Annotated in this window: 12 protein-coding genes; 8 read left to right on the forward strand and 4 right to left on the reverse strand. The window is 67.7% G+C overall.

Annotation, left to right across the window (positions count from 1 at the left end):
* The first annotated feature begins 41 nt into the window (after positions 1-41).
* The 3 genes from AC3ANJ_RS06175 to AC3ANJ_RS06185 all read left to right on the forward strand — a co-directional run bounded on the left by AC3ANJ_RS06175 (position 42) and on the right by AC3ANJ_RS06185 (position 1,684).
* Positions 42-926, forward strand: coding sequence for a TatD family hydrolase (locus tag AC3ANJ_RS06175; RefSeq protein ID WP_488318714.1), 885 nt, complete (start codon positions 42-44; stop codon positions 924-926).
* 63 nt (positions 927-989) lie between these two features.
* Positions 990-1,244, forward strand: coding sequence for a type II toxin-antitoxin system Phd/YefM family antitoxin (locus AC3ANJ_RS06180; RefSeq protein ID WP_488318715.1), 255 nt, complete (start codon positions 990-992; stop codon positions 1,242-1,244).
* On the forward strand, positions 1,241-1,684 hold the full coding sequence (locus AC3ANJ_RS06185) for a type II toxin-antitoxin system VapC family toxin (protein ID WP_488318716.1): 444 nt from the start codon (positions 1,241-1,243) through the stop codon (positions 1,682-1,684). Before AC3ANJ_RS06180 ends, AC3ANJ_RS06185 begins: the two co-directional genes overlap by 4 nt.
* A gap of 3 nt (positions 1,685-1,687) precedes the next feature.
* Here AC3ANJ_RS06185 and AC3ANJ_RS06190 read toward each other — a convergent pair whose 3' ends face one another.
* Entirely contained in the window at positions 1,688-2,941 is a 1,254-nt protein-coding gene (locus tag AC3ANJ_RS06190; RefSeq protein WP_488318717.1) for an MFS transporter, read from the reverse strand.
* A gap of 35 nt (positions 2,942-2,976) precedes the next feature.
* Between AC3ANJ_RS06190 and rsmA the strand changes: the two genes are divergently transcribed.
* From rsmA to AC3ANJ_RS06205, 3 genes are read left to right on the forward strand one after another with little or no spacing between them, the layout of a single operon-like run.
* A complete protein-coding gene (rsmA, locus tag AC3ANJ_RS06195) occupies positions 2,977-3,834 on the forward strand; it encodes a 16S rRNA (adenine(1518)-N(6)/adenine(1519)-N(6))-dimethyltransferase RsmA (RefSeq protein WP_488318718.1) in 858 nt (285 codons plus the stop codon).
* Complete coding sequence (gene mgrA / locus AC3ANJ_RS06200; protein WP_488318719.1) at positions 3,831-4,898, forward strand: L-glyceraldehyde 3-phosphate reductase; 1,068 nt, start codon at positions 3,831-3,833, stop codon at positions 4,896-4,898. The genes rsmA and mgrA overlap by 4 nt, the downstream gene beginning before the upstream one ends.
* Positions 4,899-4,929: 31 nt before the next feature.
* The gene (locus AC3ANJ_RS06205) at positions 4,930-5,865 is read left to right on the forward strand and encodes a 4-(cytidine 5'-diphospho)-2-C-methyl-D-erythritol kinase (RefSeq protein WP_488318720.1); all 936 of its coding nucleotides are present in this window, start codon (positions 4,930-4,932) and stop codon (positions 5,863-5,865) included.
* A gap of 49 nt (positions 5,866-5,914) precedes the next feature.
* Here AC3ANJ_RS06205 and mmsB read toward each other — a convergent pair whose 3' ends face one another.
* From mmsB to chvE, 3 genes are all read right to left on the reverse strand, one after another.
* A complete protein-coding gene (mmsB, locus tag AC3ANJ_RS06210) occupies positions 5,915-7,138 on the reverse strand; it encodes a multiple monosaccharide ABC transporter permease (RefSeq protein ID WP_488318721.1) in 1,224 nt (407 codons plus the stop codon).
* A complete protein-coding gene (mmsA, locus tag AC3ANJ_RS06215) occupies positions 7,135-8,685 on the reverse strand; it encodes a multiple monosaccharide ABC transporter ATP-binding protein (protein ID WP_488318722.1) in 1,551 nt (516 codons plus the stop codon). Before mmsA ends, mmsB begins: the two co-directional genes overlap by 4 nt.
* 87 nt (positions 8,686-8,772) lie before the next feature.
* Positions 8,773-9,930 carry a multiple monosaccharide ABC transporter substrate-binding protein gene (chvE, locus tag AC3ANJ_RS06220; RefSeq protein ID WP_488318723.1) on the reverse strand — a complete coding sequence of 386 codons (1,158 nt, stop codon included), beginning with the start codon at positions 9,928-9,930 and terminating at the stop codon, positions 8,773-8,775.
* Between the two features lie 174 nt (positions 9,931-10,104).
* Here chvE and AC3ANJ_RS06225 point away from each other — a divergent pair, with 174 nt between their 5' ends.
* Both AC3ANJ_RS06225 and AC3ANJ_RS06230 read left to right on the forward strand, forming a co-directional pair.
* On the forward strand, positions 10,105-11,634 hold the full coding sequence (locus AC3ANJ_RS06225; protein WP_488318724.1) for an ATP-binding cassette domain-containing protein: 1,530 nt from the start codon (positions 10,105-10,107) through the stop codon (positions 11,632-11,634).
* Positions 11,631-12,863 (forward strand): ROK family protein, encoded by a 1,233-nt coding sequence (locus AC3ANJ_RS06230; protein WP_488318725.1) that lies wholly within the window; start codon positions 11,631-11,633, stop codon positions 12,861-12,863. The genes AC3ANJ_RS06225 and AC3ANJ_RS06230 overlap by 4 nt, the downstream gene beginning before the upstream one ends.
* Positions 12,864-12,938: the final 75 nt, after the last annotated feature.

A 12,938-nucleotide genomic window follows, 5' to 3' on the forward strand; every position in this document is an offset into this window, starting at 1 on the left:
TCCGCTCGTCGAGCAACGAGCGCAGCGAGGAGCCGAATCGCATGAGCGAGCCCGAAACCTACGTCCGCGAGCGCTCGACGAGCGGTCGCAAGGATCTGCGGTATCCGGCGGCACCGGAGCCGCTGACCGTTCCGGTGTACGACAACCATGCGCACCTGGAGATCGCGGACGGCGACGAGCAGCTCAGCCTCACGGAGCAGCTCGACCGTGCCCAAGCCGTCGGCATCGCCGGCGTGGTGCAGGCGTCGGGCGACATCGAGTCGTCTCGCTGGGCCGTGGCGGCGGCGGAGCAGGACCAGCGCGTCCTCGCCGCCGTCGCGATCCACCCGAACGATGCGCCGACCTACGCCGACGCCGGGCGGCTCGACGAGGCGATCGCCGTGATCGATGAGCTCGCCGCGCACCCGCGCACGCGGGCGATCGGCGAGACGGGTCTCGACTTCTTCCGCACCGACGAGCCGGGCAGACCCGCCCAGTTCGAGAGCTTCGAGGCGCACATCGCACTGGCGAAGAAGCATGGCATCGCGATGCAGATCCACGATCGCGATGCGCACGACGCGGTCCTCGACACCTTGACCCGCGTCGGTGCACCGGAGAGGACGGTGTTCCACTGCTTCTCCGGTGACGACGCGATGGCGCGCATCGCCGCGGATGCCGGGTACTACCTCTCCTTCGCCGGCAACCTGACCTTCAAGAACGCCCAGAACCTGCGAGACGCGCTGAAGGTCACCCCGCTGGATCGGATCCTGGTGGAGACCGATGCGCCGTTCCTCACACCGGTGCCGCTGCGAGGACGGCCCAACGCGCCGTATCTCGTGCCGATCACCGTGCGCTTCATGGCTGCCGAACTCGGCCTCGCCGTCGACGAGCTCAGCACGCAGCTGGCCGCCAATACGATCGCGGTCTACGGAGCGTTCAGCGACTGATCCACCTTTTGTGGTCACGGGAGCGTAAACTCGTGACCACATCGCAGAGGAGGCGCAGCGGACATGCAGATCGGTATTCGTGACCTCAAGGCGCACCTGAGTGCCTACGTGAAGTCGGCGAGCTCTGGCGAACGCGTCATCATTACGGATCGTGGCGTCGTCGTTGCCCAGATCGTTCCGGCGGAGGGCGATGCCGTCCTCCAACGTCTGATCGATGAGGGCCTGGCCATGCCGCCTGCTCATCGACAGCGGCGAATGCCGAGACCGCTCGTGACCGACGGGCCGATCAGTGATCTCGTGGCCGAGCAACGCGAGTGATCGTCTACCTGGGCACGTCGGCCTTACTCCCGCTCGTCGTGGTGGAAGCCGGTACGGCCACTTCATCACGGCTGTGGAATGACGCTGACGAGGTCGTCAGCACGCGCCTGATCATCGCGGAAGCGGCCGCCGCCGTCGCGCAGGGGAACCGAATCGGACGTGTAGCCGATGAGCAGCACTCGTATCTTCAGGATCAGGCAACGCGACTGATCGTCGACCTCACGCTGGTTGACGTCACCACCGAGGTCATCAATCGCGCGGCGGCGTTGGCCGTCGCCCATGGGTTGCGCGGATACGACTCCGTGCATCTGGCGACGGCCACATTGATTCGAGCCCGAGACGTCGTGTTCGCCTCGGGGGACCAACGACTGTTGCAGGCGGCCGCGGCCGAAGGCTTCACAACGGTCGATACAAGCGGCGAGGTTGATCCGGCTTCATGACGCTCACGCCACCGGGTCGGGCTCCGGGTCGCTCACGGGCTTCGCGCTGACGATGTGCGAGATCGGCTTCCACACCAGCAGCAGCGTGATCGCCGCTCCAACGAAGGCGAACCACCACGGCGCCGCGAGGCCCCAGAACTGGGCGATCACGCCGCCGAGCGCCTGACCGAGCACCATCCCACCGAACACCCCCACCATGTTCACGGACGCGATCCGGCCCTGCAGCTCGGTGGGAACGAGCCGCTGTCGGACGGTCGTCGAGATCGTGCCCCAGATGAAGGCGTAGAAGCCGAACCCGGCCATGATCACCAGCGCCACCCACCCTGTCGTGGTCAGGGCGAACGCGAGATGCATGAGCACCTCCAGTGACAGGCAGACCCGCATGAGGGTCGCGAACGAGACGCGCTTCTCCAGCCATCCGAAGCTCGCCGTGGCGAGCAGGCCTCCGGCGGCGGATGCCGTGGTGAGCGCTCCGTAGCCCACAGCGCCCATGTTCAGGTGCTCGGTCGCGTACAGCACGAGGACGCCCCAGGGGGCAGCCCAGGTGACGTTGAACACCAGGATGATCAGAACGAGCGTGCGCACCGGCGGGTTGCGCCACAGCCACCGGAGTCCCTGCGCGATATCGGTGTGCACCGGCGCGTGCTCCTCGCGCGGCGGCACCGGTGTCCTGGTCATCCGTGAGACGAGCACGATCGCCAGCGTCACGCACAGCACCTCGACGAGGAACGGCCAGGCGCTTCCTGCTGCGAACAGGAAGGCGCCGAGCGGCGGTCCGGCGAACTGGTTCGCCACCAGGTATCCGGCCTGGAGGCGTGCGTTGCCGATGCCGAGATCCGCAGGCTTCACGATCATGGGCAGCAGCGTGCTGCCCGCCGTGTCGACGAAGACCTCTGCGGTGCCGTACAGGAAGGCGACGGCGAGCACGATCCAGATGTTCGCCGTGCCGGTGATCAGGAACACGCACAGCGCCGCGAGCACGATCGCGCGCGCCGCGTTCGCGAACATCACCAGACGGCGTCGGTCGAACCGGTCGGCGATGGCGCCGGCGTGCAGGCCGAACACCAACCACGGCAGGAACTGCAGGATCGCGCCCGACGCGACCAGGATCGGCGACGAGGTCATCGACGCGATCAGCAGCGGAGCGGCCGCGAGCGCGACACCGTCGCCGACGTTGCTCGTCCACGAGGACGCCAGCAGCCAGCGGAAGTCCCTGCCCATCCGTCGTGGCGCGATCAGGTCACCGAGGCTGGGCATCCGTACAGCGTATCCCGGTAGGGGAGAATGGGAGGATGACCGTCACTCTGCTCGGCGCGACCGAGATCCGCAGGCTTGCCGCAGACCTCGACGTGACGCCCACAAAGAAGCTCGGGCAGAACTTCGTCGTCGATGCCAACACCGTCCGCAAGATCGTGCAGGCCGGTGGCGTCGAGGCGGGGGAGCGCGTTGTGGAGGTCGGCCCTGGGCTGGGCTCGCTCACCCTGGCGATCCTCGAGACGGGCGCGACGGTCACCGCGGTCGAGATCGATCACCGCCTGGCAGCACGTCTGTCGCAGACCGCCGCAGACCACGGTGTCCCCGCCGATGCGCTGACGGTGGTCGACGCCGATGCGCTGCGGATCACCGAGCTGCCAGGCGACCCGACCGTGCTGATCGCGAACCTGCCGTACAACGTGTCGGTGCCGGTGCTGCTGCACTTCATGGAGACGTTCCCGAATCTGCAGCGCGGTGTCGTGATGGTGCAGGCCGAGGTCGGCGAGCGGCTCGCCGCACCGCCGGGGAGCAAGGCCTACGGCACACCGAGCGTGAAGGCGGCCTGGTACGGGCCGTGGCGGCTTGCGGGCACGATCTCGCGGCAGGTGTTCTGGCCGGTTCCGAACGTCGACAGCGTGCTCGTCGCGTTCCAGCGTGCGGCCGAAGTCCGCGGGGACGAGGACCTCCGCCGGGCAACATTCCGGATCGTCGATGCGGCGTTCCAGCAGCGCCGCAAGATGCTGCGGCAGGCGCTCGCCGGTGTCTTCGGGTCATCCGCAGAGGCGACGGCCGTGCTCGAACGCGCGGGTGTCGCGCCCACCGCCCGCGGCGAGCAGCTGATCATCGACGACTTCGTGAGGATCGCGCAGGCTCAGGCGGCTAGCCTGGAGTCGTGACCGAGAACCCGCGCTTCCGCCCTGACGTCCCCGAGCTGCACCGCCCGTACGCGGCGGATGCCGGCCGATACGGCCGCTTCGACTATCGCCAGGTGGGATCGTCCGGGCTGTACCTGCCCCCGATCTCGCTCGGCCTGTGGTGGAACTTCGGCGACAACATCCCGCTCGACAACCAGCGCACGCTGCTGCGTCATGCGTTCGATCTGGGCATCACGCACTTCGATCTCGCGAACAACTACGGCCCGCCGTACGGCTCGGCGGAGAAGAACTTCGGACGCATCCTCGCCGAGGACCTGCGCCCGTACCGCGATGAGCTGATCATCTCGTCCAAGGCGGGCTGGGACATGTGGCCGGGGCCGTACGGCGATCTCGCCAGCCGGAAGTACATCCTGGCCAGCGCGGAGCAGTCCCTGACGCGCATGGGTCTGGACTACGTCGACATCTTCTACTCGCACCGCGCCGACCCCGTGACCCCGATCGAGGAGACCATCGGGGCGCTGGACACGCTCGTCCGTCAGGGCAAAGCGCTCTACGTCGGGATCTCGTCGTACAGCGCCGAGCGCACCGAGCGTGCCGTGGCCGTCGCCCGCGAACTCGGCACTCCGCTGGTGATCCACCAGCCCTCGTACTCGATCCTGAACCGCTGGGTCGAGGACGGCCTGACCGATACGCTGCGCGCGGAGGGAATCGGCGCGATCGCGTTCACACCGCTCGCTCAAGGACTGCTCACCGACAAGTACCTCGCCGGCGGCACCGCGGATCGTGCGCAGAAGCGTCGATCGCTTCCGGACAGGCCGCTCAGCGATGAGGGACTGTCGATCCTGCGTTCTCTCAACGACATCGCCGTCGAGCGCGGACAGTCGCTCGCCCAGATGGCGCTGCAGTGGACGCTGCGCGACCCGGTGGTCGCCTCCGCGCTGATCGGGGCGTCTCGGCCCGCACAGCTCGACGAGAACGTCGCGGCCCTGGACGGGCCGGACTTCACCGCGGATCACCTCGCCCGCATCGATGAGCTCTCCCACGGCATCGACGTCGACCTGTGGGCGAAGTCCTCCACGCTCTGAGCTGACCGAGCCCCGCCGAGAGGACCCAGAGATGACCCTGTTGCCCTTTCCGGATGCCGTGCACGTACGGGCACCGGGCAAGATCAACGTGTACCTCGGCGTCGGCGATCGGCACGACGACGGCTATCACGCGCTTGCCACGGTATTCCAGGCGGTCTCGCTGTACGAAGACGTGATCGCCCGTCCGTCCGACCAGTTCTCGATCGTGGTCAAGGGTGCAGCGGACCCGGCATCCGTGCCGTTGGACGATCGCAATCTCGCGATGCGGGCAGCCAAGCTGCTCGCCTCTGCGACGGGGCACGATGGCGGCGTGGCGCTGGAATTGCGCAAGAGCGTTCCGGTCGCCGGCGGCATGGGCGGAGGGTCCGCGGATGCCGCGGCAGCGCTGCTGGCCTGCGATGCGCTCTGGGGCACTGGTCTGTCACCCGCTCGCCTGCATGAGCTGGCGTCCCGGCTCGGGGCCGACGTGCCGTTCGCGCTCCACGGCGGAACAGCAGTCGGCACGGGACGAGGGGACCAGCTCAATCCGGCGCTGGCCCGTGGCCGCTTCGACTGGGTGCTCGTGACCAGCGACGATGGGCTGTCCACTCCGGTGGTCTACCAGCGACTCGACGAGCAGCGCGCCCGCGGCGAGGCGCTGGCCGACGATCCGCCGCAGTCCCTCGATGTGCCGATCCCCGTGCTGCAGGCGCTCCGAGCCGGAGACCCGCATTCGCTGGCGGCCGCCATGCACAACGACCTCGAGGCGGCCGCACTCGAGGAGCGCCCTGCGCTCGAGGAGATCATTCGCGAGGGCCTGCATGCCGGCGCGCTCAGCGGCATCGTCTCCGGCTCTGGCCCGTCGATCGCGTTCCTGTGCGACGCACCCGAGTCCGCACGCTACGTGCAGGACGAGCTCGAGGCGCAGGGGCGGGAGGCTCTGCACGTGCACGGTCCGGTCAGCGGAGCGCGCATCCTGTCGGCCTGACAGGCGAACGGGGGCCGCGGCCGACGCCGCGACCCCCGCTCCGTCTGATTCAGCGGACCGTGCCGGCCCGGCGCTTGTTGTAGATGTCGAAGGCGACCGCGAGCAGCAGCACGAGGCCCTTCACCACCAGCTGACTGGATTGCGGCACGCCCATGAGCTGCATGCCGTTCGTCATGACGGCCATCACGAGACCACCCACGAGCGCACCGCCGACGCGTCCGACGCCGCCCATCGTTGACGCGCCGCCGATGAAGCATGCCGCGATCACGTCGAGCTCGAACATGTTCCCCATGCCGGGCTGAGCGCCGTTGGACCGGGACGAGAACACCGCGGCTGCGATGCCGGTCAGCAGGCCCATGTTCACGAAGATCCAGAAGTTGACGCTGCGCACGTTGACACCCGAGAGCCGCGCAGCCGAGAGGTTGCCGCCGACGGCGTAGACGTGACGGCCGAACACCGTGCGGTTCGCGATCACCTGGTACACCAGGATCAGCACGGCGACGATGATCAGCACGATCGGGAAGCCGCGGTTGTACGAGAGCGCCCAGGCGAACGCCAGCAGCACCGCGGAGATCACCACGAGCTTCAGGACGAACAGCGGCATCGACTCGACGGTCTGGCCGTAGCCCTGGCGGGTGCGGCGGCTGCGCAGAGACGACACGATGACCCCGACCACCGCGAGTGCGCCGATCACGAGGGTGAAGATGTCGACGGTCTGCGGCACGGCCTTGAGGCCCTCGCCCTGCCCGATCACGATCACGCCGAAGATCCCGTCGATGAATCCGCTCGCGACCTCGCGGTACTCGGTCGGGAACGGCGAGAGCGAGACGTTGGCGAGCACCATCCAGGTCAGGCCCCGGAACAGCAGCATGCCGGCCAGGGTGACGATGAACGCCGGGATCCCGACGTACGCGACCCAGAACCCCTGCCACAGGCCCACCAGGATGCCGGTGACGATGGCCGCGATGACGCCGACCCACCACGGCATCCCCTCGCGGATGACGAGGACCGCCGAGACCGCGGAGGCGAACGCGAGGACGGACCCGACCGACAGGTCGATGTGGCCGCCGACGATCACCAGGATCATCCCGAGCGCCATGATCAGGATGTGCGCGTTCTGCAGCACGATGTTCGTGACGTTCTCGGGGCTGAGCAGCGTTCCTCCGGTGAGGATCGTGAACAGGAGGATGATCGCGACGAAGGCGATGTAGATACCCGACGTGCGCAGGTTGTGGGTCAGCAGGTCTTTGACCTCGGTGAACACGTTGTTCATGCCGCGGCCTCCTTCGGGGCAGAGTTTTCGATCGTCATGAGGGACATGAGCGCTTCCTGCGTCGCATCGGCGACGGGAAGCTGCCCGGTGATTCGCCCGTAGGCGAGCGTGTAGATGCGGTCGGACAGGCCGAGCAGCTCCGGCAGTTCGCTGGAGATGAGGATCACTGCCTTGCCGGCCGCGGCGAGAGCGCCGATGATCTCGTAGATCTCGTACTTCGCGCCGACATCGATGCCGCGGGTCGGCTCATCGAGGATGAGGACCTCGGGGTCGGTGTACAGCCACTTGGCCAGCACGACCTTCTGCTGATTGCCGCCGGACAGGTTCCCGACGATCTGGGCGACCGTGGGGGACTTGATGTTGAGGTCGGCGCGGTACCGCTCCGCGACCTCGATCTCGCGGTTGCCGTCGATGAACACTCCGGAGGACAGTTTGCCCAGCGCGGCGGCGGAGATGTTCGTCATGATGTCGGCGATCAGGTTGAGGCCGTACTCCTTGCGGTCCTCCGAGACGTAGGCGATGCGATTGGCGATCGCCTCCTTCACGGTGCGCGTGGAGATCTCCTGTCCGCGCAGGAAGACCTTCCCCGAGGCATCCCTGCCGTAGCTGCGTCCGAAGACGCTCATCATGAACTCGGTGCGTCCCGCGCCCATGAGCCCGGCGATGCCGACGATCTCGCCTGCGCGCACAGAGATCGAGGCGTCGTCCACGACGATGCGATCCTGCTGCGTCGCGTGCAGCACGCGCCAGTTCTCGATGCGGAAGATCTCCTCGCCGATCTCGGGAGTGCGCTCGGGGAACCGGCGATCCAGTGAGCGGCCGACCATCCCGCGGATGATGCGGTCCTGCGTGGCGTCAGCGCCGTGCATGTCGATCGTCTCGATCGTCTGGCCGTCGCGGATGATGGTGGTCGAATCGGCGATCTCGACGATCTCGCCGAGCTTGTGGCTGATGATGATGCAGGTGATCCCGTGATCGCGCAGGCCCCGCAGCAGCCCGAGCAGGTGCTCGGAGTCGGTGTCGTTGAGCGCAGCCGTCGGCTCGTCGAGGATGAGCAGGCGGACGTCCTTCGTCAGCGCCTTCGCGATCTCGACGAGCTGCTGCTTGCCGACGCCGATCTGGCCGACCGGGGTCGTCGGGTTCTCATGCAGCCCGACGCGTTCCATCAGCTCGGCCGCTCGTGCATTCGCCTCGTGCCAGTCGATCAGGCCGCCGTGGATGACCTCGTTGCCGAGGAAGATGTTCTCGGCGATCGACAGGTGCGGCACGAGCGCCAGCTCCTGGTGGATGATGACGATCCCGGCGTGCTCGGAGTCCTTGATCGCGTTGAAGCGCTGGGGCTCGCCGTCGAAGAGGATCGATCCTTCGAAGGATCCGTGCGGGTAGACCCCGGACAGCACCTTCATGAGGGTGGATTTCCCGGCGCCGTTCTCGCCGCAGATCGCGTGGACCTCGCCACGGGCGACCGTCAGCGAGACGTCGTCGAGGACCTTGACGCCGGGGAAGTTCTTGGTGATGTTGCGCATCTCGAGGATCGCGTCGGACATCGCTGCTCCTGTCTCTGGGGGGATGACGGCTGTCGGCGACGGCCGGCCGCCGGGTCGGAACCCGGCAGTCGGCCGCCGCCCGACCGATCAGTCCGCGACGCCCGCGGCGATCTCTTCCTCGGTCCAGTAGCCGGAATCGACCAGGAGCGAGGTGATGTTGTCCGCGACCACGATGTCCGACTCGAGCAGGTACGACGGGACGACCTTCACGCCGTTGTCGTACGTCTCGGTGTCGTTGGCCTCGGGGTCCTCGCCCTTGGCGAAGGCATCGGCTGCCGCGACGGCCTGGGTGGCGAGCTTGCGCGTGTCCTTGAAGATGGTGGCGAACTGCACGCCGTCCGCGATCATCTTGACCGACGCGATCTCGGCATCCTGACCGGAGAGAATCGGCAGGCCGTCGGCGATCGTCGAGCCGTAGCCGGCGTTCTCGAGTGCGGTGATGATGCCGCGGGAGATGCCGTCATAGGGCGAGAGCACGCCGTCGAGGGGCTTGGCGCCGCCGTCGTACGTGCTGGTGAGCAGGTCCTCCATGCGCTTCTGGGCCGTCGCCTGGTCCCAGCGCAGCGTCGAGACGGTGTCCATGTCGATCTGACCGGACGGGACGGTGATCCGGCCGTCGTCGAAGTACGGCTGCAGGGTGTCGATTGCGCCCTGATAGAAGAACTTCGTGTTGTTGTCGTCCGGAGATCCGGCGAACAGCTCGATCGCCTTGGCCTCGGTGGCGCCGGTGTCCTCATTGTTCTCGTCGAGGAAGCCGAGCCCGCGCAGCAGCGACTGCGCCTGCTGCACGCCCACTGTGTAGTTGTCGAAGGTGACGTAGAAGTCGACGTCCTTCGTGCCGTTGATCAGGCGGTCGTAGGCGATGACCGGGATGCCCTTGCTGGCGGCGTTCTCGAGCTGCGTGGCGAGGGCCGTGCCGTCGATCGAGGCGACGATGAGGATGTCGGCGCCGTTGGTGATCATCTGATCGAGCTGCTGCTGCTGGCGCGGGATGTCGTCGTTGGCGAACTGCAGATCGACCTCGTAGCCGGCCTCCTCGAGCTGCGACTTGACGGCGTCACCGTCGGCGATCCACCGCTCGCTCGTCTCCGTCGGCATCGCGACGCCGACGGTGATGTCACTGGCCTCGGTGCCGCTGCCGCCACCGTCTGATTCGGGAGCAGCGCCGTTCGAGCAGGCCGCGAGGGCGAACGCGAACACGACCGCACCGGTGGCCGCCATTGTGCGCAGGACGTTTCTTCTCATTGCAAATCTCTCTTCCTTGAAAGGTCAGCGGGCCGTGCTGCCGGACCGCTCTGTCCGCTGCGGAGGAGCACTCGCGCTCTCCGCTCCCGAAGCATGGCATATTGACGCACCTGCATACAAATTATTTTCTTCGGTACGATTGCGAAGATCCGATCGGTGTGGAGAGGTGGCGAGATGCCCGGCACGATTCTGCGCATGTCGGGCGTGACCAAGCGATTCCGCGGTGTCGTGGCGCTGAAGGACGTGGATCTGGACGTGCGCCGGGGCGAGGTCCTGGCCATCTGCGGCGAGAACGGCGCGGGCAAATCCACTCTCATGGAGATCCTCAGCGGCGTGCATCCGCACGGCAGCTTCGACGGGGAGATCATTTTCGAGGGGCGCGAGATGCGCTTCCGTTCGCTGGCCGAGAGCGAGGCCGAGGGCATCGTGATCGTCCACCAGGAGCTCGCGGTTGTCCCGCATCTGACGATCGCCGAGAACATCTTCCTCGGGCATGAGCTCACCAGGTTCGGACTGGTGGATGCCGCGAGCACCCATGCGCGCGCCGCCGAGCTCATGTCGAGGGTCGGACTCCACGAGAGTCCGGCGATGCGGATGGGCGAGTTGGGCATCGGCAAGCAGCAGCTCGTCGAGATCGCGAAGGCGCTCGCCAAGAACGTGAAGCTGCTGATCCTCGACGAGCCCACCGCGGCGCTCGGGCGCGACGACTCCGATCGGCTGCTGGCGCTCATCGACCGGTTCCGCGCGCACGGGATCACGTGCGTGCTGATCTCGCACAAACTGCGCGAAGTGCTCGGCATCGCCGACCGAATCACCGTGCTCCGCGACGGGGCGACGGTGGAGACGATGCGCGTCGACGATCCGGAGACCGACGAGGGACGCATCATCAGGGCGATGGTGGGACGACCTCTCGACGACCTGTTCCCGCCGCGCGAGCCCGCCATCGGCGACGAGATGTTCCGCGTCCGGAACTGGACGGTGCTGCACCCGAACCAGCCGGGGCGTGTGATCATCGATGACGTGAGCATGCACGTGAGATCCGGCGAGATCGTGGGAATCGCGGGCCTCATGGGGGCGGGGCGGACGGAGCTCGCGATGAGCATCTTCGGCGGATCCTACGGCGGGGCGATCACCGGCAGCGCCTTCAAGCGCGGGGAGCGGATCGAGCTGCGGACGATCCGCGAGGCGATCGGTCATGGTCTCGCCTACGTGCCGGAGGACAGGCGGGGCGACGGGCTCAATCTGCTCGCCTCGGTGCAGGCGAACATCTCGGCGGCAGCCCTCGGGCGGCTCGCCGAGCGCGGTCTCGTGGACGACGTGCGCGAACGCAAGGTCGCCGAGGCCTACCGCTACAAGATGAACATCAAGACCGCGAGCGTTCGTTCCGCCACGGCGACGCTGTCCGGCGGGAACCAGCAGAAGACGGTGCTGTCGAAGTGGATGTTCACGAACCCGGACGTGCTCATCCTCGATGAGCCGACCCGAGGCATCGACGTCGGGGCGAAGTACGAGATCTACGGGCTCATCAACGAACTCGCAGCGCAAGGGAAGGCGATCATCGTCATCTCGTCGGAGCTTCCGGAGGTGATCGGCCTCTCGGATCGCGTCTACACGCTCGCCCACGGCCGCATCACGGCGGAGGTCGCCAGGGCGGATGCCTCGCAGGAGCTGCTCATGCGGCACATGGCGGTCGAGAAGCCATGACGCCGAGACCTGCAGCGACGGAGCACGAGACCGAGCACCCGCCGGCCGCCGCACGGCCGGCCGTGCGGACGACGAACGAGGACGTGCGTCAGCAGAACCTCGCCGCCGTCCTGCAGCTCGTGCACGGCGCAGGTCCCCTCTCGCGCTCGGAGATCGGCGCGCACACGGGCTTGAACCGATCGACCGTGACGGGTCTGGTGCAGGAGCTGCTCGATCTGCAGCTCGTCGGCGAGACGGCCGTGAAGCCGACCGGTCGCGCCGGGCGTCCGTCGCTCGGCGTCGCCGCGGAGGACCGGGTCGTGGCGCTCAGCATCACCGCCGACCCGCATGCGGTCTCGGTGGCGCTGGTCGGGCTCGGGGGAGCCGTGCACTCGCGGGTCCGCCACGATCTCGCGAAGCCCCCGAGCCCTCGACGATTCGCCCAGGTCACCGCGTCCCTCGTCGCAGGCATGCGCGCGGACATCGACCGGCACTACCGACTCGTCGGCGCAGGCGTCGCGGTGCCCGGTCTCGTCGACCGCGGCGGCAGGGTGCTGCTGTCGCCGTCACTCGGATGGCGGCGCGAGAACATGGCGCATCGCCTCGCGGACGCGCTCGGTGTGGACGTGGCCGTCGGCAACGACGCCAGCGTCGGCGCCATGGCCGAGACCCGGTTCGGCGTCGGCCGCGGCCTCGACAACGTACTGTACCTGAGCGGGTCCATGAACGGCATCGGCGGAGGACTCGTGCTCGACGGCGCACTGCTGCGCGGCACGTCAGGGTTCGCGGGCGAATTCGGGCACACCGTGGTGAACACCTCCGGCGCCCTGTGCTCGTGCGGACGCCGTGGATGCCTTCAGGTCGAAGTCCACCCGGCGAAGGTGCTGGCGCTCCTCGGAAGGCGGGGGCTCGACGAGGACGAGCTCGACATCGAGCTCGGGCTCGTCCGGGACCCCGTGATCCTCGCCGAGGTCGCCAGGCAGGTCGACGTCCTCTCCGTCGCGCTGACGAACTTCGTCAACGCCTTCGCTCCGCAGATGGTCGTGCTCTCGGGCTATCTCGGCGTGCTGCTGGCGACGAGCCGGGAACGGCTCTCGGCCGCGGTGCGCATCCACCCGGTCGGGGCGGAGGGGCGCACGGTCCGCCTCGAACGGGCGCACATGCGATCGCATCTGATGCAGATCGCGCCGGCTGAGCTCGCCTTCGAGGCGTTGCTGAACGATCCCGTCGCTCGCGCGCCGCGCACCTAGCCTCTGCGGCTCCCGCGTCGACAGGCGTTCACCCGACCGTCACCGAACCTGTGATCGGGAGTGTCCGGGAGTTCC

The organism is Microbacterium sp. STRO-1N (assembly GCF_057748015.1).

What these genes read in the sequence shown, in the direction of transcription:
- AC3ANJ_RS06175 (WP_488318714.1), top strand. Translation starts at nt 42, where the DNA reads ATGAGCGAGCCCGAAACCTACGTCCGCGAGCGCTCGACGAGCGGTCGC.
- AC3ANJ_RS06180 (WP_488318715.1), top strand. Translation starts at nt 990, where the DNA reads ATGCAGATCGGTATTCGTGACCTCAAGGCGCACCTGAGTGCCTACGTG.
- AC3ANJ_RS06190 (WP_488318717.1), bottom strand. Translation starts at nt 2,941, where the DNA reads ATGCCCAGCCTCGGTGACCTGATCGCGCCACGACGGATGGGCAGGGAC.
- rsmA (WP_488318718.1), top strand. Translation starts at nt 2,977, where the DNA reads ATGACCGTCACTCTGCTCGGCGCGACCGAGATCCGCAGGCTTGCCGCA.
- AC3ANJ_RS06205 (WP_488318720.1), top strand. Translation starts at nt 4,930, where the DNA reads ATGACCCTGTTGCCCTTTCCGGATGCCGTGCACGTACGGGCACCGGGC.
- mmsB (WP_488318721.1), bottom strand. Translation starts at nt 7,138, where the DNA reads ATGAACAACGTGTTCACCGAGGTCAAAGACCTGCTGACCCACAACCTG.
- mmsA (WP_488318722.1), bottom strand. Translation starts at nt 8,685, where the DNA reads ATGTCCGACGCGATCCTCGAGATGCGCAACATCACCAAGAACTTCCCC.
- chvE (WP_488318723.1), bottom strand. Translation starts at nt 9,930, where the DNA reads ATGAGAAGAAACGTCCTGCGCACAATGGCGGCCACCGGTGCGGTCGTG.
- AC3ANJ_RS06225 (WP_488318724.1), top strand. Translation starts at nt 10,105, where the DNA reads ATGCCCGGCACGATTCTGCGCATGTCGGGCGTGACCAAGCGATTCCGC.
- AC3ANJ_RS06230 (WP_488318725.1), top strand. Translation starts at nt 11,631, where the DNA reads ATGACGCCGAGACCTGCAGCGACGGAGCACGAGACCGAGCACCCGCCG.